This window comes from Paenibacillus oceani, from assembly GCF_014705615.1.
Taxonomy (GTDB): Bacteria; Bacillota; Bacilli; order Paenibacillales; family NBRC-103111; genus Paenibacillus_AB; species Paenibacillus_AB oceani.
Genome location: NZ_JACXJA010000023.1, coordinates 1 through 23787, shown reverse-complemented (window position 1 = coordinate 23787; position 23787 = coordinate 1). Strand labels below are relative to the sequence as shown.

13 protein-coding genes are annotated in these 23787 nt (G+C 57.4%); 2 read left to right on the top strand and 11 right to left on the bottom strand.

From position 1 onward, the window contains the following. Positions 1-81: 81 nt before the first annotated feature. From IDH45_RS17855 to fabF, 4 genes are all read right to left on the bottom strand, one after another. Entirely contained in the window at positions 82-5343 is a 5262-nt protein-coding gene (locus IDH45_RS17855) for an OmpL47-type beta-barrel domain-containing protein (RefSeq protein WP_190929488.1), read from the bottom strand. A 111-nt stretch (positions 5344-5454) separates the two neighbouring features. Further along, a complete protein-coding gene (locus tag IDH45_RS17850) occupies positions 5455-6804 on the bottom strand; it encodes an ABC transporter substrate-binding protein (protein WP_190929487.1) in 1350 nt (449 codons plus the stop codon). A 1011-nt stretch (positions 6805-7815) separates the two neighbouring features. Then, positions 7816-8142, bottom strand: coding sequence for a DUF3898 domain-containing protein (locus IDH45_RS17845; RefSeq protein WP_223836759.1), 327 nt, complete (start codon positions 8140-8142; stop codon positions 7816-7818). A 28-nt stretch (positions 8143-8170) separates the two neighbouring features. Further along, positions 8171-9415: a beta-ketoacyl-ACP synthase II gene (gene fabF / locus IDH45_RS17840; RefSeq protein WP_190929486.1), complete on the bottom strand. Its 1245-nt coding sequence runs from the start codon at positions 9413-9415 to the stop codon at positions 8171-8173. A gap of 157 nt (positions 9416-9572) precedes the next feature. On the opposite strand from fabF, the gene IDH45_RS17835 reads away from it, so the two are divergent. Then, complete coding sequence (locus IDH45_RS17835; protein WP_190929485.1) at positions 9573-10418, top strand: helix-turn-helix transcriptional regulator; 846 nt, start codon at positions 9573-9575, stop codon at positions 10416-10418. Positions 10419-10440: 22 nt separating this feature from the next. On the opposite strand, the gene IDH45_RS17830 is transcribed toward IDH45_RS17835, so the two are convergent. Both IDH45_RS17830 and IDH45_RS17825 read right to left on the bottom strand, forming a co-directional pair. Next, the gene (locus IDH45_RS17830) at positions 10441-12372 is read right to left on the bottom strand and encodes a right-handed parallel beta-helix repeat-containing protein (RefSeq protein WP_190929484.1); all 1932 of its coding nucleotides are present in this window, start codon (positions 12370-12372) and stop codon (positions 10441-10443) included. A 75-nt stretch (positions 12373-12447) separates the two neighbouring features. Beyond that, positions 12448-13812, bottom strand: coding sequence for an ABC transporter substrate-binding protein (locus IDH45_RS17825; protein WP_190929483.1), 1365 nt, complete (start codon positions 13810-13812; stop codon positions 12448-12450). A 163-nt stretch (positions 13813-13975) separates the two neighbouring features. Between IDH45_RS17825 and IDH45_RS17820 the strand changes: the two genes are divergently transcribed. Continuing rightward, positions 13976-14881 (top strand): helix-turn-helix domain-containing protein, encoded by a 906-nt coding sequence (locus tag IDH45_RS17820; protein WP_190929482.1) that lies wholly within the window; start codon positions 13976-13978, stop codon positions 14879-14881. An 89-nt stretch (positions 14882-14970) separates the two neighbouring features. Here IDH45_RS17820 and IDH45_RS17815 read toward each other — a convergent pair whose 3' ends face one another. The 5 genes from IDH45_RS17815 to glgB form a co-directional block, all read right to left on the bottom strand. Beyond that, entirely contained in the window at positions 14971-16299 is a 1329-nt protein-coding gene (locus tag IDH45_RS17815) for an ABC transporter substrate-binding protein (protein ID WP_190929481.1), read from the bottom strand. A 1022-nt stretch (positions 16300-17321) separates the two neighbouring features. Further along, complete coding sequence (gene glgA, locus IDH45_RS17810; protein ID WP_190929480.1) at positions 17322-18752, bottom strand: glycogen synthase GlgA; 1431 nt, start codon at positions 18750-18752, stop codon at positions 17322-17324. 71 nt (positions 18753-18823) lie between these two features. Beyond that, positions 18824-19936 (bottom strand): glucose-1-phosphate adenylyltransferase subunit GlgD, encoded by a 1113-nt coding sequence (gene glgD, locus IDH45_RS17805; protein WP_190929479.1) that lies wholly within the window; start codon positions 19934-19936, stop codon positions 18824-18826. Next, positions 19933-21099, bottom strand: a complete 1167-nt coding sequence (locus tag IDH45_RS17800) for a glucose-1-phosphate adenylyltransferase (RefSeq protein WP_190929478.1) — start codon at positions 21097-21099, stop codon at positions 19933-19935. Before IDH45_RS17800 ends, glgD begins: the two co-directional genes overlap by 4 nt. Before the next feature lie 25 nt (positions 21100-21124). Further along, positions 21125-23053, bottom strand: coding sequence for a 1,4-alpha-glucan branching protein GlgB (gene glgB / locus IDH45_RS17795; protein WP_190929477.1), 1929 nt, complete (start codon positions 23051-23053; stop codon positions 21125-21127). Positions 23054-23787 lie beyond the last annotated feature (734 nt).

Below are 23787 nucleotides of genomic sequence, written 5' to 3'. Positions count from 1 at the left end.
GAGGCTCTTTGACCGACTGGGGAACCAGCACATTCGGGTGTGAACTCTGGAGCCGAATGTAGGGGCTGCTTCCCCGCTCCGTCAACGCCTGTAAGGCCCTGCTTGGATCACTTTCACGGAGTACGTTTTGCGGGTCGTTCCGTCCTCGGCCGTAACCTGAATCGTGACTTGATTGGCGCCGGATTTTAGGACTGCGGGCATACTCGCGGTTCCGCTCGGGACGACCGCGTAGCCGCCGTCGTTAACCTTCACGCGAATGATCGCTTCGCCGGATTGCGCCGCAGGCGTTACGGTGATGTGATGGACGTGCCGCCCGACGTGGACGTTATAGTTCGTGTCCTGCTGTTTGAACCCGGCTACCTTTTTATCCAGAATCCGGATTCCGCTTAGATCCGCATTGCCCCTTAACGGCTCGGAGGAACGAAACCGGTTGGAGCGGACTTCCGCCTGGTTGCCCAGCTTGTCGGCTGCCCGGATATGAAGATACCAGTCGCCCGACCGCACCGGCTTGCGAATCGTCCCGCCGTTTCTAATCTTCTTCCACCCTGATGCCGGGGGGCTCTCGTCCCGTGTCCAGGTGTAGGACAGGCTTGATGGCATCAACCCGCTGCCCGGATCGGTCACATTCACTTTTATGGAAGCAAGACGGGTGGACAGCTCGCTGCCGTTCGGGGTCAGCTCGACAGACGGGGCGGTACGGTCGATCCGGATGATCAACTCGATCACGATCCGGTTCCCCGCCTCGTCCTCGGCCCGGAACCGGATCGAATGAACCCCGTCTTCATGGAACACCGGCGGGTTGGAAGCGATGTAAGACTGCCACGACAACCCTTGATCGAGCGAATAGGTCACGGACGTTACCCGCAGTCCTTGCTGATGCTCCGCATACACGGCTGCCGTGACGCTTTGACGGGTCCATTCGCCGCTGCTGTACGGCGTGCCGTCGGCTTGCCGGAGCGGCGCGTGCACCGTCAGTCCGTTCGTGGAAATTTTGATCGTCCGCCGCTCCAGCGCTTCATTCCCGGCTTCGTCGGCCGCCCGTACGGCCAGCTCGAAAATCCCGTTCGGATCGAAGCGGACCGGCTCGCCGTATACGCTCCATGTAACGCCGCCGTCCCGCGAAACTTCCAGAGAAGCGAGTCCGCTAAGCTCATCCTGCGCGTACACATGGGCGGTGACGTTTTGGTTCGTCCACGTATCGTTTGTGTAGGGACGGCCGTCGCCCGTTGTCAGCGAAACCGTTATTTCCGGAGGTATGCGGTCTTGCGGCTCCGCGGGCATCACGGTGACGAGGTTTTGCACCCACTCGGCGGGATAAGCGAGCTGATGCCATTTCTCCACCTTCACTTTGTCCCCAAGCTCGCCCCGTATCGATTGGCCGCCGGCCGCCCGTCCTTTCCAATTGTTGAATATATACACGCCGTCGTAACCCGCCTCGTATAATTGGTGCGCCCGCTCCATATACTGCTGCTTGCTCACCTGCTCGTGACCGGTCGCGACCCGGATGCCGCGCTTGATCAGCTCTTCCTGCTGCCGGGTCAGATCGCTTCCGGAGAGCGTTCCGTTAATGTTGCCGTACAGCTCGATCCCCGTTCCCTCGGTCAACTGCCTGAACGCCTCCAGCTCCGGAAAAAAGTTCTCGTGGCCGATATTGCTGACGACAAGACGATCGATCAAATCTTCCTGAACCCAAGCCTCGATGTCCAGACCGTTCTGGAAATAGACGTCATAAGGGATGCGTACCGATATTTGGCTGCCCGCCAGCTGCTGGCGCACATCGCGCATAAAACCGGTCATCACGTCCGCCTTGAACTGGTTCCATCGGGTCTGGCAGGCCGGCGTCGTCTCGTCTTGCGGTTTTACGCCATATTGCTGGAAGTAAGGATCGGTCAGAACGGGATCAAAGCCAAGCACGTAAGGATATCGGCTGTAATCGAGCTCGACGCCCTTCACCAGCTTCCGGCCATCCCCGCCGGTTACCGAAGCGGATTCCTTCAGCACATCGATCACGAACTGCCTGAACTCCGGGTACGCGTAGCTCATCCGGATATCCGAAGTTCCGTCGCTTTTCCGCTGCAAATATCCTTTTCCGGCAAATTCCTCATACCGCGTCCCGTTCAGCCAAGGATACGAATTCTGGTTGTAAAAAGCGCTCATCCGCAAGGAAGCGAATGCGTCCATACCGAGTTCATCCGCCCGGTTCGCCACGATCGCAAGCGGATCTTTTCCCGCGTCGATGTAACCGAGCACGACGTCCCGGACCCGCTTATCCCCGTCGCGCATTAGGGTCTGCTCCTGCTGCGGAGTCAGACTCGCATACGGGCGCCCCGCCGCTTCGCTGTCCCGCAAAATCAGCATCGTCGTGCCAAGCGTCCAATAGAGAGAGTTCACGTCCTGATCCTCGAAAAAATTGACCGCATTGTTCAGCAAACTCTGCTCCGTATCGTACTGGCCGGAAAAATAGTCGCTGTAGCCGTCGTTGTTATAAATGACCCGTTTGCCCGCCGCTCCTTCGTCGGGCTTCGTATACAGCGCGATCTCCTCCGGAGTGAGCGCCTTCAGCTTCACATACGCAATTCTCGCCTGCTTGCCGGATATCGGAGACAACGACATCGTACCGCCGCTGAAGTTCGAGGCAAGTGCGAACAGCTCCGTTACCGCCTTGCTGCCGTAGGGCTCTGCCGCTGTTACGCCGTCCAGAACGAACGCCCTGGTTTCGGCGCCGTCAGACACGGCGAACCCTTCCGTTCCGGTCACATAACCGACATATACGCCATACCAGCCGTTCAGGCCCACCGGCAGCTCCAGCGTCCCCGCCTCGCCCGTGCTCTCGATTGCCAGACCGCCGCCGGGGAGCCCCTCGTACTGGTAACTCGCCAGCTTCCAGCCGGCCTGCCACGACAGCTTGCCGGCAGCGTCCTCGGCTTGGTCCATCTCCGTGTATACATACACCTCGCCGGGCTCCGGCTCCGCCTCTTCGCCTGGCAGCAGCAGCGAGACGGACGGATAAACGTCCAGCTTTTGCACAGCTTCACTTTTTACCTGGTTGCCGTCCTTTAATCTCAGCTTCAAATCCATCCAGCCGGTCTGTCCGCCGGCGGCGAGCGTAAGCGGCACTGTATGGCCGTTTACGGGTTGCACGGTCTGCATCACGACCTGTCCGTCCTGCACCAGTTCGGCCTCAACCGTCAGCCTGTTCGTAGGAAACCATAACGGATCGGCGTCGAAGATCGAGACAGAAGCCGATATTTCCGCAGAATCCGACGTCGGCAGCACCGTTACACCTGAGATAAGCGGCTGAAACTCGCTCCATTCCGGTTGCCTGTTTTTGCTCAGCTTGATCCGGTCGAGATACACCACAGTCTCCCCGGCCGCTCCCGACGCCCGATTGACGAATGTGACCCCATCCGGCCCTTGCGCCGGCACACCGGCTCCGGTCCAGACGCCGAGCTTGCTTCCGTTGCGCGTCACGAATAATCTGCCGTGCAAATCGTAGGCGATCCCCCAGTTGTCATAATACGTATCGGATACGAGAGCCGTCTGAATCCGATCGTACTCCCCGTTCCCCTTGCCCACGTACAAATTGCTGCCGCCGTTGAATACGACCTTGTATAACTTTCCGCCCGCGACGACTTCGGCGTGAAATCCCGGTTCGGCGGACGGTGGGTCCGGCTGCACGAGCGAAGCGATCCTCGCGTCGAATTCGAGCGCCCACGGCCCCGCCCCGATATCGGCTTCCTGCGACAACCGGGCTTCGCCTGCTGCGGACGAATCGGCGTAAGATAAATACCGTCCTTCTTCTACGGGTTCCATCCCTTCGACCGAACCGTTCGTTTGTCCATGATCGGTAAAATACGCTCCGGCAGCGGGAGGATCGGCCGTCCAGCCGGCCGCCTGAAATCCGGACGCATCGTCCTCGATCAGCAGATCGGGGTCGCCGATCGCCATCTTGTACAGCTTCACGTAGTCGAGATACATTTCGTTCGTCCCCGACTCCCAGTTAAGCGGCACGCTCGCGATCTGAACCCGGTCGGAGATGCCCGCTGCGGACGTCGCAGGCTGCACGAAGGTCGCGACTACGGTTCCGTCCAGCTTGACAAATACCGTATCGGAACCGTTGAATACGATTTCCCATTTGTGAAGCGCATCGTCCTGCGGCATCTGCACCTGTTTCCGGGTCGAGGCGCTGGCCATAATTTTGTCCGTATCGTTGAACGTAATCTTGTACCTTTTCTCGGCGGCATAAATGTCAAAATAAATCCCTCTGTCCGCATGATTGGCGGAAGGCTTCATCAGATCGACAAACCGGGCGGAAAACTCCAGCGTCCACGGTCCGGGGCCGATCGGCACAGTTTTCAGCAATCGTACGTATTTCCCTTGGGCGCTCGCTTGCTGATCCCCGTAAAATAAATACTGGCCGCCAGGAACCGCTTTCATTTGGACGCCGTTCGGGTTGCCCAGCGAGTTCCCCGCATCAGTTATGTACAATCCCTCGAGCGGAGCCAGCGATCTGGACCAGCCGGCGGTGCCCAGCGACGATCCGTCGTCGTCGATTAACAGGTCGGTCGGGACCGATTGTCCGCGCGAATACATATTCAAGGAATCGATGTACACCTCGTTCGTACCGGATAACCAGTTCAGCGGAGCGTTTAATAAAACGAGCTCGTCCTCACGCCCCGATACGGGGAAACCGATATTGGCAAAGCTCGCGACCTGCTGGCCGTCCAGCTTTACCGTCACGGTGTAGTTGCCATCGTACGCGATCTCCCACAGATGGAAGGCGTCGTCCTCCGGCATTACCGCTTCCTGCTGGAGATACGCGCCCGACGCATTCGTCATCGCGAGAATTTTGTTCGTATCGTTAAACGTAATTTTGTACTCTTTGCCGGCTGCGAAAACCTCAAAGCTGATCCCCCGGTAGACGGGGAATTGGCCCGGCTTCATCAGATCGACGAACTTGGCCGAGAACTCCAGCGTCCATGCGCCCGGACCGATCGGCATCTTTTTGGATATCGTCGTATACCGCGATGCGGCGCTGGCCGTCTGATCGCCGTACAGGAGGTATTGTCCCGGCTGCACCGGCTTCGTCGGGGTCTGGTTCGGATTGCCCAGGGAATGGGACGAGTCGATGATGTATACGCCCGCTTCGGGCGGAATTCTTCGGCTCCATCCCGCAGCCTGCAGGCTGGAGCCGTCGTCGGCGAACCGTAATTCGCTTCCTTCCGGCGGCGCGGCCATGGCGGTGTTTCCGTTTCCGCCAGATGTGACTACAGGCAGCATTTCCGCGAGGAGGAAGACGATGATCAGCAGGCTGATCGTTTTGCGCCAATGGGTAGAGAACATGCGGGCACCTCAATTCCTAATTTTTGATCCGGCATCGATACAGAAGAAAGGACAGGCGACTGTACATAAGCCCCTGTCCTCGAGTCCCGTCTTCCGTTTTATTGTCCTGGCTTATTTTTTCGCCGCTTTCAGCTCTTCGATCTTTTTGTTAGCCGCTTCGGTCGCTTCGCGGAACGCCGTATTGATGTCGGCTTTACCCGTTACGACTTTTCTGAAAATGTTGTACAGCTCGTTCTGGGCGCTGGCCGTATATTCCGAGAACGGCTCCGCCGGAACTGGCGAAAATTGTTTCGGCAGCAGGGCGCCGACGTTTTTGCCTTTGTAAAACGCCGAATCCTGTCCGAATAGCTTCACGCTCGATTTGTCGCTAAGGACCGGCAGCAGGCTCCCTTGCTTCGCGGCCGCCGTCTGGAATTCCGCCGAGGTCAGATAAGCCATCGCCTCGAAGGCCGCCTCTTTATGCTTGCTCGTATTAAACATCGAGATGATGAACGGATACGCCTGGGAGCCGACGCCCGGCTTCTCTTTCATCGACGGGAACGATGTAAAATCCCAGTTGTTGCCGAGTCCCGCAAGTGTTTCTTCGCCAAGCAGCGTGCCGCCCGGTTCAAGCATCGCGACGGTTTGCTCTTTGAGGAACAGCTGCACGCTGGTATCATGCACCTTCTGATCGTTTCCGTAGCCGGGGAGCTCGAAAATCCGGAAAATGTCTTTCAGGTAGTTTTTAAATTCGCTCGTATCGAAGGCAGCCTTCTCCCCCGTGTTGTCGAACAGTTTCTGCGAAACTTGATTCAATCTCATCAAATGGACGTACGAAGCCAGAAAGCCGCGGTACTGGACTCCGTTATCGTTGCGGGTCAGCTTCTTGGACATCTCGTACAAGTCGTCCCACGTCATCCCGTCCTTCGGGTAAGCGACGCCGAATTTATCGAAAATCGTTTTGTTGTAGTAGAGCACGTTAGGCGCCATGTAAATCGGAAGGCTGAAAATTTCGTTTTTGGTCGACAGGCTGCGGACAACCCCGAGTGCGGCCGGGTCCAGTTGATTCAGGTCGTAATTATATTGTTTGATGAGCGGAGTCAAATCAAATTGCGATTCGTATTTCCGGATCGTCGTTTCAAAGCCCGGACCCGGGGTTGTCATAATCAGATCCGGCAGCGTCCCGCTCACCACCATTTCCTCGAGCTGCTTCCCGTTTTTGTAACCGATCGCTTTCACCTTAATATGCGGATATTTTTTCGTGACCGGTTCGGCAAACACTTTCGCCGTCTGTTCTTCCGTCCACGTTCCGTTGTAATGGAAGATCGAGATTTCGACAGGCTCCTTCGGCTTGGGCTGCACGTTTTCCTTGACATCTCCGGAATTGCCCGGATTGGCCGGGGCACTCTGCCCTCCGCACGCTGCCAGCGAAGAAACGGCGACAATAGCTGCAAGACCCGATATAACACGCTGCTTGAACATAAACGAAAACCCTCCCGGTATGAATAATATGCTTTCTGTTCATAAGGGGCCGCCCTCGGTAAGAGTCGGCATCCGTTACTGCGGTAAAACCCCCTGAGTCTAATAAGAGAACGCAATTTCCGATCCGCGTAAGCCTTGAATCGCCGCCCAAGCGGGTTCAGGCGCTTGCTTCCGGTATGACCTGAGCCGGGGTTCGTTCACCTCCTCTCCATAATTTCTCCGCCGCTGTTCTGAGGGGGAACGTTCGCTTCCCGAACGGCCTATTTGAGCTCTCGCCGGTTGTTCGTATATTGGCTTGCGAACTCGAGACCACGCAGAATGTAAGCGTTATCATTTTCTTGAAAAATAGCCTTTCTGCGGATAAGCATCCGATTTGCAGAGCTTGCCAGCGGCGTTGCAGGCGTAGTAAAGGTCCCGACAGTAAGCCGGTTCCAAAGCGATGATGCCGATCTCTAGCTGCGTTTACGGGTTCATGCCAAAAGCGGAGGTTGTGAGGCGAATCGATGACGGTTCGTTGGGGCGTGCCCGAGACGTTGGCCCAGACTTCCCTGAAAGGCTTTGTTGAATTTTGGTACTATGGTATGACCACTTCTCCGAGTTAAAATTTGAATGATTATAATATGTACGATGGTCATACCATAATACGTTGTTACTTGCTATCATATACGTTTCTGAGAGGAACGTCAATACACTTGTTGCAATAAATCTTTCTGCCCATTCGTCGCCGTTTCCGTCAAGCATACGGTGGAACGCCGCCCCTTCTTCTTCTCGCTGCAGAAGCAAAAAGTTGGCAGTCTTCAAAATCGAATACCTGCCAACAAGCAGGTATCCTCATCAAAATAACGGCTGAACGGGCAACTTCGAGGCTGTCGATTCATTGTGGACAACCTGTTTGAGCAGAAGAAGGTAACTTTTCACTTGGAAAGCCCTGCATCACTTCTACTCAATGAATCGACAGCCTCAACTTCCTGCGTTATGGCAGGAAGTTGTCCCCAAACCGATCAAAACCACTCACCAAGGAACTTCGTCGTCACCCGCCGGCGGGAGCGGGGACGCGGGGCGGACAGGCTTGTCGATCAGCTTGCGCGCGACGTCCTCGAACGATTCGGGATGAAGCAGCACGTAACGGCCGTTCAGCTCGGCCACGTGAACCGATTCGCCATAGTCAGCCAGCTTTGCCCGGACTGTAATGCCGTCCAGCTTAAACTTGAGATCGACTTCCGGCTGCTGCTCCACGATGCGCATCGCCGCGCCCGTCCCGATCGCTTGAACCTCTACTTTATCAAAAATGCGTTCGTCTTGGAACACCCCGGCCGTAGGTTTCGGCTCTCCTCCCAATCGGCTGTCACCCGCAAAGCTTGCCTGTTTATCGCTCGTACTTGCGGATCGCGATCACCGCATTATGCCCGCCGAAGCCGAACGAATTCGACAGGCCGACCCGAACCTCGCAAGCCCTCGCCCGGTTCGGCACGTAATCGAGATCGCATTCCGGGTCCGGACGATCCAGATTCAGAGTCGGCGGAATGATTCCGTCCTGAATCATTTTCACCAATGCAACCGCTTCGACGCCTCCCGCCGCGCCGAGCATATGGCCGAGCATCGATTTGTTCGCGGTTACCGGAATCCGTCCGGCTCCAGCGCCGAACAGCCGCTTGATCGCCCTCGTCTCGGACAGGTCCCCGAGCGGCGTGCTCGTCGCGTGGGCGCTGATCACATCGACTTCCTCCAGGCGCAAACCCGCGTCCGCAAGCGTCTCCCGCATCGCCCGGAAAGCGCCGTCGCCGTCCGGATCGGTCGCCACGACGTGATAGGCGTCGGAGCTGGAGCCGTATCCGACGACCTCGGCGTGGATTCGCGCACCGCGCCGTATCGCATGATCCAGCGACTCCAGCACGAGCACGCCGGCCCCCTCAGACGCTACGAACCCGTCACGCTCCGTGTCGAACGGCCGGCTGGCCCGTTCCGGCTCTTCGTTCCGCGTCGACATGGCAGTCGCGTTGCCGAAGCCGGCCAGCGCCAAATCGATGATCGTCGCCTCCGATCCGCCGGCGATAACAGCGTCCGCTCCCCCGCGGCGAATGAGATGGAACGCTTCGCCGATCGCGTTATTGCCGGTCGCGCATGCCGTTACCGGGGCCAGCACCGGTCCCTTTAGCCCGTACAGGATGCTGACCTGCGCGGCCGCCATGTTCGCAATCATCATCGGCACGACCGACGGGCTCACTCTTCCCGGCCCCCGCTCGAGCAGCGTCCGGTAATTGTCCAGCATCGTCCGGATGCCTCCGATTCCGGAGCCGATATACACCCCGATCCTGTCCTTATTGGCCGACTCCAGCGACAGCGCCGCGTCGTCGAGCGCCTGCTTCGCAGCCGCCACGGCGAATTGGACGAACCGGTCCATCCGGCGCGCTTCCTTCCGGCCGATCGCTTCGTCGGCATCAAAATCGCGGATGACTCCGGCAATTCTCGTCTTGTAGGCAGAGACGTCAAACGTATCGATTGCGGAAATGGCTGACTTGCCGGCCCGCATCGCCGACCACATCGAATCCACCGTCAGACCGAGCGGTGTAATAACGCCCATTCCCGTTATAACTACCCGATTGCTGTTCATTCGCACTCATTCCTTCCTCAGTAGAACTGGCCGGCATTGGCTGCGAGCCGCCGCACGGCCTTCTATCCATAGAATGTCACAGGATTTATCCTATTACAAGTTATAGGTTATCCTGGTATAATGAATGCCAGGATAACCTATACACGGGAGGTACGTTATGAACCGCGACCAAAGACTTCAAGCGCTGTCCGAATTTTTGACGACGCACCGCGCCAGACTTCAGCCGCAATCGGCCGGATTGCCTTCGGGAGGCCGGAGACGAACGCCGGGGCTCAGGCGGGAGGAAGTGGCGCAGATCGCCGGCGTCAGCACGACCTGGTACACATGGCTCGAGCAGGGACGGGATATTAAGATGTCGGCGCAAGTGCTCGACCGGATCGCTTTCGCCCTGCAATTCAACGAGGAAGAACGCAAATATTTGCATATGCTCGCCTTGGAGCAGCCGGCGGCGGCACCCCCTCCCGAACCCGAGCCGGGTCTGCCGCCCGCGCTTTGCTTGATCGTCGATCAACTGCGCTACTGCCCGACGATCGTCTCCGACCGCAAATGCAACATCGTCGGCTGGAACCGGGCCGCCGCAGCCGTTTTTATGGATTTCGAGCAGGTGCCGCCCGGGGAACGCAACCTGATCTGGCTGCTGTTCACCCGCAAGGAGCTGCGCGCTCTGGCGGTGAACTGGGACGATTTCGTACGGGGGTTTCTGGCCATCTTCCGCTACTATTACGGCCAATACGTAGGCGACAAATGGTATGCCGATTTTATCGACAGGCTGAGCGGGCAGAACGGGGAATTTCGCAGGTTGTGGGACATTAACGACGTCAGCTCCGCACCGGAGCTGTTCATCGAATTTCGTCACGCGAAGGCGGGCAAAATGCTGTTCGACCTCACGTCCATGCAGGTGCAGGGACGTACCGATTTGCGCTGCAGCGTGTATACGCCGTCGGTCGGGTCCGATACGGAATCGAAAATGAAACGGCTGATGAGCCGGCTCGGCGAGGAATAATCCCCGCCGCGGCCGGCTGTTGTCAATATCCGTGCACGGTGACATAAAACCCGGAATCGGCGGCAGCGCCTTGGGCGTCCGTGACATACACCTTGAATCCCCCTGACGTGACCGCGGACACCGAGGCGGCAATACCCGCCCCGTTTTTTACCGTAATCTGAGGGATAACCGTCTGATTCCCGGAGAGCGCCTCCTTTAATGTTATCTCGACTTCACCGACCGCCGTCCGGAGGGCGGCAGCGATTCCTTTCCCTGCCAGAATGGAAGCTCCGGACGGAGTAAGCTCCATGTTCGCGTAGGCGTGCGGCGTCAGAAAATAGGAACCGCCCGCTTCGTTTCCTGCCGTATTCACCTTGGCATTCATTACCCCCGAGAACACGTTGTCCCGGCCCACCTTCACCCCGAAGCCGGGGTCGGGCGTCTGCAGCGATACGCCCGCGCTCATCGTTGCCTGATTCCGGTTGCGAATCGTATTGCCTTCCACCGTCCCCGTAGCCCGCTTCGTCTGGACGATGACTCCGTAAGCAACGTTATAGCCGGTCAGCTCCACATTGTCGATCACATTGCCGGTAATCGTAAAATCGATCACCGTATTAAACAAGGTCAGAGCAGACCGCAGACAGTCGGTAAACACGTTGCCGGTTACGGAAACCGCTGCAAAGTTCGATACGCTGACCGCCCCGTCGGTCGCATTCCCCCCGTATCCGGTTATATAGTTGCCGCAAACCGTCAGATTGCGGCCGATCAAATCGTCCGAGGCGTCATGTCCGTAAGCCGCAACCGCCGCCCGCCGATACGGCGAATCGCCGTCCCACACTAACGTATTGCCGTTCACCGTCAGATCCCGCCCCGGCGCTTTGCCGTGCACATCGTGAATGCCGCCTTTGTCGATGCCGATCGCAATATAGCAATTGCGCACCGTATTGCCGATGAAGCGGATATTGACGCCGCCGTGCGTATCGAGCCCCTTCCACGTCGAGCACAGCTCGACATGGTTGCAGATGATGTCCACATCGCGGGACGGCCGACCGACCGACAGATTCGGGTCCGGAACGGAAGAGCTCCCGTACAGGCGCGTCGCTGTAATGCCGTATACGTTGTAATTCGGTTTCGCGCCGTCATATCCCGGTGATAACCGGCTTACGGTATTGGCATAAATATGGGCGCTCACTACCCCGTACATCCGGATTCCGTCGCGGCCGCAGCGGCGAATCCTGTTGTGAGCGGCGGTAAAATCGTCGATCTGATCAGCAATGACCGCGGACTGGCCGAACCCTTCGATTCTGCAATTCCGGATCGTTATATGACGGCTCACATCGGTCAGCGCCTGCATCTGGGCCGGCGGATAACCGAGCACCTGGCGCTGATACCACCGTCCGCGGATATCGATGCCGATATTTTCCGCATAAGAGGCGTTCCACAGCGCGCTGTCGACATCGCCGTTCACCCAGTCCGGCACGCCGGTCCCATACCACGGTCCGCGAAGATCGAAGCCGTCGATCGTAATGTTCTCGCTGCCCGGAGCGATCGCAAACGCTGCATGCTTGCCCGTATTGGGCTGGACGATTACAACCTCGCCGCAGGCGAGCACCGTTGTATTGGAGCCGACGACCGGCGTTCCGCCGCTCAGCGTATAGACACCGGGACCGAATAATATCGTCTTGCCATCCGCCGCGTCGAGCGAAGCCTGCACGTCCTCGTACGTAAATCCGGATACGAAGACGCGGCAGCCGTCGCCGCAATCGGAAAGCTCCGCCCCTCCCTCCGGATGTCCGTTTCCTTTTCCGTTTCCATTCCCATGACCAAGCCTGTTGCCGATCGTTCCCGCCTGACCGTATACCGTATCCGCTACCGAAGCGCCTCCGGCCATCGTCGCGCCGAGACCGAGCGACAAGCCGGCCATCCCGATTCCGGCCAGCACCGCTCTTCGGCTCATCCCCTGCTGCTGATCCATGGAGCTCTCCCGCCTTTCGTATTCGGGCATTTAATCAGCCCTATTAAGGTTCGCCCCCGTCTTTTATCGCAGCAGTTATTTCCTTTTGGCATCGATCGCCTTCTGAGCCGCTTCCTCCGCCTGTCGCAGCCCGGTGTTCAGGTCGACCTTGCCGGTATGCATCAGTACGCCGTGGTTCCGGTAGATCGTCGCCACCTCGCCGTCGTACATCGTCTTCGGCGCGACAGGAGCGAGCTTTTTGGCAAAAATCGCCTGCAGATGCTTATCCTTAAACGGCGATAACTCGCCAATCCGCGCCTGAACGCTGCGGTCCTGAAGCACCGGCATGATCGCCTTTTGCGCCAGCTCGGTTTGAAATGCCTCGGAGATCATGTACTTCAGCACCTCGGCGGCGGCGTCCTTGTTTTTGGACGTCTTCACGACCCCGAAGTAGGTCGGATACGAAACCGAGCCGGTATCCGGAGCATCCGGAAATGAAGGGAGCGCAGCCATATCCCAATCAAGCGTTTTCAACTGATCGATCCAGACATAGATCAGGCTCGACAAGTACGGAAACATCGCTGTGTTTTTCTCCGTAACAAAGCTGTTCAGATCCGGGGTTTTGTTCGTTTTGGCCGTATAAGCCTGATAAAGCGTGTCTTGGGCGAACGGCAGGAAAAACGTTTGGTAAAACGTTTTCCAGCGCGGATCGGTATTCACGGTAGGCTTGTTCGTAACCGGATCTACATTCGGGATCGAAAGCGGATTCAGCCGGACGGTGTGGACGGTGCTCTGACCGAACCCGAAATACGAAACGCCGCTTTCCTCGCGGGTCAGCTTGGCCGACAGCTGCAGCGTCTGCTTCCATGTCATGCCGTCGTTCGGGTACGGGACGCCGAATTTGTCGAAGATCGTTTTGTTGTAATAAAGAACGAAGTTGTTGTTGTATACCGGCAGCCCGTACAGCTTGCCGCCCGAAGCCTGCCTTACCGCGTCCAATATCGTCGGCTCGATCGCGCTAAGGTCGATGGCGTGCTTTTGCACCAGCTCGCTCATATCATAGGCTAGATCGTAGGGTAAAACGACATCCTCGAAATTGCCGATCGAGCTGTAAAAAATATCGAAGTTTACGCCGGCCGCAATCGATTCCGCCACGTCTTTGCCGCTGGGCTTCTCTACGAATGTAATCGTGTAATCGGGAAATTTTTTACGCAGCGCGTCCCCGATCCGGTAATCGAAATTGGCGGTCGTATCGCCGAGCTGCGTAAAAAACGCGACCTCCTTTGACCCGCCAGTCGTCTGTGCCGTTTGACCCGTATTGCCGGAATCGATGGTCGCCTTCCCCCCTTCGCTCCCGGCCGCTTCGCTTCCCGTCTGTCCCCCGCTGCAGCCGCTCAGTACCGCTGCTGCGATCGCCACCGCCCCGAGACTGTTCAACCCGTTCCATCCGTTCCTCCTCATACGGTTTCCCCCTTCTGCAAGTCATTCCGTCATTCTCATTGATAAAACCGCGCTGCGGCTCTATAATGGCTAGCAAGAAAAGGTTAACTCACGCGTGAGGCTTGGCGATAGAACAGCTTTTGTTCAATTTCTATCCAATTTTGTTAGGGGAGGCGAACGAGCGATGAACCACGACGCGTACGACGAACCGATCCGGTATATGAACAATGTACTGAGCATTCACATCTGGCAAGTCGTCAAAACGTATACGCACGTCAATTGGAACCCTCGCTGGCATTACCATAAAGAGCTGGAATTTTTGTACATGCAGGAAGGCAGCATGGAAATCCGCGTGCAAGATCAGCTATACCGGCTGGACCCGGGCGACGTGTTCGTGGTGGGCTCTATGCAGCCTCATATCACACGGAAAACAGACGAGAACAAACTCGCCTATCTCGTGCTTCATTTCGACCTCCAGCCTTACTTTGACCCGGCACTACTTATGCATTTCCGGTATTTTTCCGAAATCGACCGGCCCCTCTGCTCGCTGAACGGCCAAATCAAACAAAAAGAGGAGATGAGAGCCGAGCTTACCCGGACTATCCTTCTCCTCTTTCAAGAGTTGGAACGGAAATCGATCGGTTACGAAATCGCCGTCAGTTTGCAGGTCCGGCAGTTGCTGCTGACTCTGCTGCGGCATGATGACAGCTTCCGTCATGCGGCGGTGCCCTACGAACAGGCGAACGCTCCTTCGCTGCGCCCCGTGCTCGATTACGTCAACCTACGACTATCCGAGAAAATTCAGATGTCCGAGGTTAGCGCTATGATGAACATGAGCTATCATTACTTCTCCAAATATTTCAAAAAGGTGATGGGCCTGTCGTTCGTCGACTACATCAACGTGCAGCGGATCCGCAAAGCCGAGCGGCTTCTGCTCACCGAGGACATCGGCATTACGGAAATATCGGAGCGGATCGGTATCGCGAACACCGCTCATTTCTACGAGTTGTTCAAGCGGATCAACCGCTGTACCCCGCGCGAATATATGCGCAGACTCGTCCCTGAACGTACAATCGGCGATTCGTCCTGACCACCCTTCTCTACCGCAGCGCGCCGAAACGCTTCGCGGCCATACCGGTCCGGTAGCCGCGCGGCGAGCGCACCGAATCCGTTTACCGTTTACGGTACGACAATTTCCTTGTTCGCCTTCTCTTCGGCGTTGCGCAGCGCCGTATTGATGTCGGTGGCGTCGATCACGACGCTTTTGGTCACTTCCCCGATCAGCAGGGCGTTGATTTTGGCGTCATATTTGGACGCGTCCGGAAGCGGCGAAGGCGATACTTTAAAGATCGACTGCAAGTTTTTCCCTTTATAAATCTCGCTTTCCTCGCCATACACTTTACGGATCTCGCTATTCGTCAAAATCGAGAGACGGCCGGCTTTGCTAAGCTTCGTCTGCACCCCCTCGCTGATCAGACTGAGCAGTACTTGATAAGCCGCTTCCTTGTGCTTGCCCGACTTGTTGACGACCGCCATGTGGTAATCGACCTCTTTGCCGAGCCCCGGCTTGTCGCTGTAGCCCGGATGAGCGACGACATCCCATTTGAACGCATCCTTCGTCCCGGACCGGGAGAAAAAAGTGATGATCGCCGACACCCAGTTCGGATACATCGCCATCCGCTGCTCCTTGAAGAACAGGTCGACCGAGTGGCTGTATTTCCCGCCTTCCACATACCCGGGAATCGTATAAAACTGCTTCAGCATCGAGAACACCTGGGCATGCTTGTCGGTAGTAAGCACCGATTTGTTTTTCGACTTGTCGAATACCGGCACGCCGTACTGCCAGTACAATTGTCTCAAATCGGGCGGCATAATGCCGATATAGTTCGTGCCGCCGTCGACGCGGGTTAATTTTTTGCCGAGCTCCAGCGCTTCTTCGTAAGTCATGACTTCCTTCGGATAGGCGATGCCGAACTTGTCGAATATATCTTTGTTGTACACCATCGCACCGTAATTCATCGCGAACGGCATTCCGTAAAACGCCTTCTGGTCGCCGAGCCGCTCCGTCTGCTGAACGACCGCCTGTTCCATCGAGCTGAGATTCACTTTGTGCGTTTTGATCATTTGCGTCAAATCTTCGGGGATATCGGCCTCAAGCACAGTGCCCAGACCGGCGTTGCTGACCAGCACGATGTCGGGGGGCGTTCCCGCCGCCAGAAGCTTATCCAGCGTCTCACGGGTTTGCACGAGAGTGATTTGGGGGTATTTGGCTTTGAGCGGTTCGACGAAAAACTTCTGAAACTGCTCGTCTGTCGTGCCCGAGTTGATATCCTGAATGAGCAGCTCGGCCGGGCCTCCCTTGTATTCGCTTACATTTGTTTCAACGGGATTGCTTGCTGCCGGAGCCGCCTGTTCCGGCTCCTTCTCCTGCCCTTGACTGCACGCAGCAGCCAATGCTCCCGCCACCGCAACGGACAACGCAACCGATGCAAAACGTAATCTGATCATCCGAATCCCCCTACCTTCGATTTTGATGAACACGCTTACATTTCATGAAAAAACAAATATACGGGTACATTGTTACATACCCTCCGCCTCCATGCTTGCCATTTATTTGCATCCGCTGGACATTTTATGAGGTATCGGCCGACCGGGTCGCCACCTTCCCCCATCGTGCCGCGTCTTGTGCGGACAAGCGGCGGAATGCGGCTTGCGGGCCGATCAGCCGGCGGATAAGCGTAGCGCCAGTCCGCGCCCGCCGGTAAGCAACTATGAAAAGGGCCGTCCCGGGAGCGGTCTCCTGACAGGGGGATTTCTCCACTTTTAAACGAAAGGACTTCAATTTCCACGATAAGTGGAGACTGAAGTCCTTTTTCTTGAGGAAAACCGGTTCCAAGAGGATGTTTCAAAAAGCCCACTTTTGATCACGAAGCCGCTCAGGAAGCCTGCATCGACATCGAATATGGAATTCAGCGGGAACTTCCCGCGCTCACAAAAGCTTCCACTACGCTCCGCTCCTCATTTCCCAGCTTCATCCCATCTTCTCGGTGCCTAAAACCGGACTTTTTGAACTCGCACTTGAAGTGAGCCTCGCGAAATCGTAAAAAAACTTTGGAGACAGCTCCTTCGGTCTTGGTCTTCAAACCCATACGACAGCCCGTCGAAAGGAAAAGGGTGCGACTCCAACCGCTGTTCAAGTCGTGTTGTCTTCATGCGGTGGTATGGCTAACGAACCCAGCATTCGTTATCGGAGCCGAATGCGGACGTTTGAATTTGTAACGAACTCTTGTAATGTTATTCCCCGCAAATTGGATCGTTTTTTTCCGCTTTCGGTTCGATAACGATACCTGGATTCGTTAAGTCTGCACTAACGTCACTTTTCAGCCATAAGCACGATCCGATTCGTTAGTCATCGATCGAACCTGAATATACGTTCTCTAACGACAAGTAAGGGAACCCCGTCCCTTCCTTTCACTTTGGCACGGTAAAGAACCTAAACGTTCTGGCAGATGGACAAAAGACCAGCCGGTCTATCCCTTCAACAACTCCCGGTACAGCTCCTCATAAAGTCCGGCAGACGTTTCCCAGCCGATGTCCGACAACTCCCCGTTGCGCACGATCCGCTCCCATGCTTCCCGGTCCCGGTACAACGACAGCGCCCGCCGCACCGTATACGCCAAATCATGGGCGGCCGCCGGCCCGAAGCTGAAGCCGTTCCCTTCTCCGGTGTATTCGTTGTAGGACTGTACCGTATCGCGCAGCCCCCCGGTTTCCCGTACGATCGGCACCGTTCCATAACGCAGCGAGATCAGTTGACTGAGCCCGCACGGCTCGAACAGCGACGGCATCAGAAACAGGTCCGCACCGGCATAGATCCGCCGCGCCAGCCCTTCGTCAAAGCGAAGCCGCACGGCCAGCCGGCCCGGGTAGGCAGCGGCCCCGTCAAGCAGCATTCGCTCATAGCGGGCGTCGCCGGAGCCGAGTACGGCAAGCTGCACGTCCTCAGCCATAAGAGCGGGCAGCGCCTCGCCGATCAGCTCAAGCCCCTTCTGGGCGACCAGCCGGGAGACGATGCCGATGACAGGGACCTCTTCGTCCGGCAGAAGCCCCAGCTCCTGCTGGAGCGGCCGCTTATTGAGCCGCTTGCCGACGGACGAGCGCGAATACGGCGCAGCCAGGTGCGGATCGCCGGAGGGATCGTAACTGCTTGTATCTATGCCATTGACGATGCCGGTCAAATCTCCGGCCCGCTGCCGGAGCAGTCCGTCCAGCCTTTCCCCGTATTCGGGGCTCTGAATTTCCGCCGCATAGGAAGGACTGACGGTCGTCAGCTTGTCCGCGTAGCGGATCCCCGCTTTCATGCAGCTTCCCGCACCGTAAAACTCCAAACCGTCCTGTCCGAACATGTCGTCGCCCGCCCCGAGCAGATCCTGCAGAAGCTCCCGTCCGAACACGCCCTGATAATGCAGGTTATGAATCGTAAACACGGTGCGGATGCTGCGGAACTGCGGAAGATACGAATACCGGGTGCGCAGCAGAAAGGGCACGAGACCGGTTTGCCAGTCGTGGCAGTGGAGCACGTCCGGCAGCCGGTCGCACCTTGCCATCGCCTCCAGAACCGCCATGCTGAAAAAGACGAATCGTTCCGCTTCGTCTCCATAACCGTACAGCTGGTCGCGCTTGAAATAGGTCTCGTTATCGATCAGCAGAAACCGCACTCCGTCCACAGTTAGCTCCTCCAGCCCGCAATAGACGGAACGCCAGCCGAGCGACACGCGGAAATGTCCGCGCGGGACGCTGGACACCGTATAGGAAGCCGGAATCGCCCCGTATTTCGGCAGTACGACCGTGACGTCGATCCCGAGCGAGCCCAGCGCTTTGGGCAGCGCCCCCGCAACGTCGGCCAGTCCTCCCGTCTTCACGAGCGGCGCCGCCTCCGAGGCTACGAACCAGACGTTCATGGAATCCCTCCTCCGTATGCCGGCAGCCGCCGCGTAATAATGGTCCGCGGCGGCCCGGCGGCCGATCCGATTCAGATGACGTTCCGCTTGCCCGCGACAAATGGCGTACCCGCCGAACCCTTGAGTCCCTGAAACGGACGGATACTCACTTCCTTGTCGAGGATGCAGTTTTCCAGCGAACCGCTTGCCCCGACAATCCCGTTCTGCATAATAATACAATTGCTGATAACCGCCCCTTCGCGGATTTTGACGCCGCGGAACAAGATGCTGCCGTACACGGTGCCTTCGATCTCGCAGCCGTTCGCGATCAGCGAATGCGCCACCTCGGAGCCGCGGTGGTAGCGGGCTGGCGGCTCGTCCTTCACCTTCGTATAGACCGGCCCCGGCCGCTGGAACAGCTCGTTCCACACTTCGGGCTGGAGCAGCTCCATATTGTGCCGGTAATAGGCCGGGATCGTATTGACGACGCCAAGTACGCCATCGTGCATGTAGGCGTGTACGTTCAGCTCGCCGAGCCGCGACATGACCGCATGTCCGACAAAATGATCGCGCCCTTGGGCAAGTGAGGTGTCCACCAGATTCAGCAGCAGCTCCTTGTGCAGCACGTACATCTCCATCGAGACGACGTCGCTCTCGAGCCGACCGAAATGATCCTGCATATCGAGCACGCGTCCCGCTTCGTCCAGTTTCACCTTCCGGCACAATCCGGGCAGCGGTCCCGGCTCTCTTTTGCAGACGACGGTAATATCCGAGCCCCGTTCCCGATGCTGCTCCAGGACGCGCGTAAAGTCGATATTGCAGACCATATGGCTGCGGGCGATGACGACGTAATCCTGCGGGGTACGCGTAAAATAATCGCGGTGCCGGTAAAAATGATACAGATCGCCCCGGCCGAAGTCCGTCTGATTTTCGATCGCCGGCGGCAGCACGAACAGCCCGCTCTGCTTATGATGCAAGTCCCAGTTGCTGCCGGAGCCGAGATGGTCCATCAGTGAACGGTATTTCGTGTGGGCGAACACGGCGACGTTGGAAATGCCCGAATTCACCATCGAGGACAATACAAAATCGATAAGCCGATACCGGCTGCCGAACGGAACGGTGGCGAGACAGCGGCCCGCGGTCAGCGGCCCCATCTCCTCCTGCTCGTGAATGAGATTGATGACGCCCATCATCAAATGTTTCATACCGGCTTCGCCTCCTCTTGAGATAACTTTTCCCCGATATCCGCCCCGCTGGCCACGACGGCGATCTCGGGCGAATCGTAGCTGCCGACTGTCAATCCTTCGCCTACGACGGCGCCCTCTCCGACGATCGCGCGGATGATCGTCGCTCCTTTGCCGATAACCGCATGGGGCATAATGACCGAATCCTCGATCAGGCAGCCCGCCTCGGCCCGTACCCCGTGGAACAGGACGGAGCGGCTCACGCGTCCTTCCACGACGCAGCCTTCGTTGATCAGCGAGCTTTCCACGCTGGCATATGGCGATATGTACTGGGCCGGGCGGTTCGGATTCACAGAGTAGATGCGCCAGGAACGGTCGTACAGGTCCAGAGCCGGTTTATCTTCGAGCAGATCCATATTCGCCTCCCATAAACTGTCGATCGTGCCAACATCCTTCCAATATCCTTCGAACCGGTGGGAATACAATCGGGAGCCGTTTCGCAGCAGCGCCGGAATGACATCCTTGCCGAAGTCGTTGGAGGAGCCGCTGTCCGACTCATCCTGCAGGAGCGCCTCGCGAAGCGCCCGCCAGGAAAACATGTATACGCCCATGGAGGCCAGGTTGCTCTTCGGCTGTTTCGGTTTTTCGGCGAATTCGACGATCCTTCCGTCTTCGTCGACGCTTAACACGCCGAACCGGCTCGCCTCCTCCCAAGGCACCTGGATGACCGCGATCGTGGCGTCCGCACGGCTTGTTTTATGCGTATGGAGCAGTTCATTGTAATCCATCTTGTAGATGTGGTCCCCCGAGATGATCAGCACGTATTCGGGATCATACCGCTCGATAAACCGGATATTTTGGGAAATCGCGTTGGCCGTCCCTTTGTACCACACGCCACCCTTCTGCCGGACGAACGGAGGGAGCACGTGCATCCCGCCTTCCCGCCGGTCGAGCCCCCACGGAGTGCCGATGCCGAGATACCGGTTCAGCACGAGCGGCTGGTATTGGGTCAGCACGCCAACCGTCTCGATCCCGGAATTGACGCAATTGCTGAGCGTAAAATCGATGATCCGGTATTTCCCTCCAAAATGGACCGCAGGTTTGGCCAAATCTTTCGTCAATACGCCCAGCCGGCGTCCTTCCCCTCCGGCCAGCAGCATGGCGATGCATTCGTTACGTCGCATATATATCGATTCTCCTCTCGGGGGGTTATTGGTTCATTTTGCGCTGCCTGCCGGCGGACCGGAGCGGCTCAAGCAGGATAAAGGCGAGCGGCGGCACGTTCAGCGTCAAGCTGACGGGCTGTCCATTCCGTTTCGTCCGCTCCGTCTTGACCAGGGGCCAAGCGGCGGTCGTGCGGCCGCCGTATTCGGCGGCGTCGCTGTTGATTAACACCCGGTAAGCCGGCGCAGCCGGTACGCCGATCCGGAAATCGGAATAAGCGCGGCCCGAGAAGTTGCATACGGCCACTACATGGCGCCCCTCCTCTCGGCTGTACCGGACGAACGAGAGGACGCTTTGCTCCGCATTATCGGGATCGATCCAGCAGAACCCTTCCGGGGAATGGTCCAGCTCCCAGAGCGGAGGAAGAGAAGCGTACACCTCGCTCATCCTGTGCATATACCGGTTCATGGCAGCGTGCAGCGGGTAATCGAGCAGCATCCAGTCCAGACCGGCGTCGTCCTTCCATTCGTCGAATTGGCCGTATTCGCCGCCCATGAAGAGCAGCTTTTTGCCGGGAAAACAAAACCAGTACCCGTAAAACAGCCGCAAATTCGCAAACTTTTCTTCATAAGCGCCAGGCATTTTGTGCAGGAGCGACCGTTTGCCGTGCACGACCTCATCGTGGGAAAGCGGCAGGACGTAGTTTTCGGAGTAGGCGTACATCATTGGAAACGTCGTCAGGGTGTGGCAGGCCGGACGATCGGCGGGATCGGTCCCCATATAGCGGAGCATGTCGTTCATCCAGCCCATATTCCACTTGTAGTTGAAGCCCAGGCCGCCCTTGTAGGTCGGCGACGTGACGCCCGGCCAAGCCGACGAATCCTCGGCGATCATCAGACTGTCCGGATAGTGGCCGAACACCGTTTCGTTCAGCCGGCGCAAGAAATCGAGCGCCTCCAGATGCTCGGTTCCGCCATGGCGGTTCCACGTCCGCATCCCGTCCGGCTTGTCGAAATGCAAATCGATCATGCTGGCGACCGCGTCCACCCGGAAGCCGTCGATATGATAAACGTCGAGCCAAAACAAGGCGTTCGACAAAAGAAAGCTTTGTACCTCGGGCTTGCCGAAGTGAAAGGCGAGCGTTCCCCAGTTCGGCTTCTCCGCCCGTCTCGGATCGGAATCCTCGTACAGCGGGGTACCGTCGAACAGCCGGAGTCCGTGATCGTCCTTGCAGAAATGGCCGGGCACCCAGTCGAGCAGGACGCCGATCCCTCTCTGATGGCAGCGGTCCACAAGCAGCTTCAGTCCTTCGGGCGGGCCATAACGGCTGGTAGCCGAGTAATACCCGGTCGTCTGATAGCCCCACGACCGGTCGAGCGGATGCTCGGTCAGCGGCAGCAGTTCGATATGGGTATAGCCGATCGAGCAGACGTAGTCTACCAATTCATCAGCCAGCTGCGCATACGTCCGGAACTGTTCGGGCGCCTCAAGCCTCCACGAGCCGAGATGCACTTCATAGATAAGCATCGGGCGTTCGTACGGCGGATGTTGCTGTTTGTGCTGCAACCATTGCTCGTCCCGCCACTCGTAGCCGTCCAGCCGGGCGACGACCGAAGCCGTTCCGGGACGCAGCTCCGACTGGAACGCGAACGGATCGGCCTTGAGCCGTTTTCGTCCTTCCGCGTCGATCAGCTCGTATTTGTACAGCGCGCCTTCGCCGACGTCCGCGGCAAAGCCGGTCCACACGCCCGTCGTCCCGGCGGGGGTCAGCGGATGGTTCGTGCCGTCCCAGCGGTTAAACTCCCCCGCGACCCGCACCTCCAGCGCGTTCGGAGCCCATACGGCAAAGGCTGTGCCGCCTTGTCCGTCCAGCTCGCACAGATGAGAGCCGAAGCTCCGGTATGCCCGAAGCAGTTGGCCTTGATTGAATAAATAGAGATCGTCCGGCGAAACGTACGGGGATCTAGTAATCATGCAGAACAAGCAACCTCCTTTTACTTCACAATCGCCATCTTGTTGACCCGTTTATCGGGAAAGGGGCTTATCCTACTCTATTCCGCCAGATGCCAAAATATTTCCATATACTAAAAAAATAGTAGGCTTATAGATTACCGGGGCGGCAGACGGGACGCGGCATCGAGACTGGTTGAGGCGAATGCTTGTTGGTCGGGGCAGATTCGGTTCGGGAAGCGGCCGTGGTTCGAGGGTATGTGAGGGGCTGGGGCGGTCAGGTGCTGATTTGGAGCTAGATGCGGGTTTGAGGCGTATCTGTGTCTCGGAGTAGTGGCTTTTTGGTTCGAAGGTATGCGCACTAGCGGGGTGTTTCTTGGTTAGGGGAGCGTCCGTGGTTCGAGGTACATGAGGGGCTGGGGCGAGCGGGTTCTGATTTGGAGCTAGACGGGTTTGAGGCGTATGTGTATGTTTGCGGAGTAGTAGCCTTCTTGGTTCGGGGGTATGCATATTTGTGAAATGTTTCTTGGTTCGGAGAGCGGCCGTGGTTGGAGGGTATGCGGGGATATAGCAGTTCTGGCTAGGGCATGGCACCAGATTTCCCCAATAAGAGCAGTTTGCAGCTCTTATTCTTCAACAAATAGTTTATTTTCCCATAATAAGAGCGATTTGAGGTAACTACTTAGGTACCTCAAAAAAGATGGTTTGAATGATGGGAAATTTGTGTAATGAAAAGTAATGGAACTATTTTTTAATAG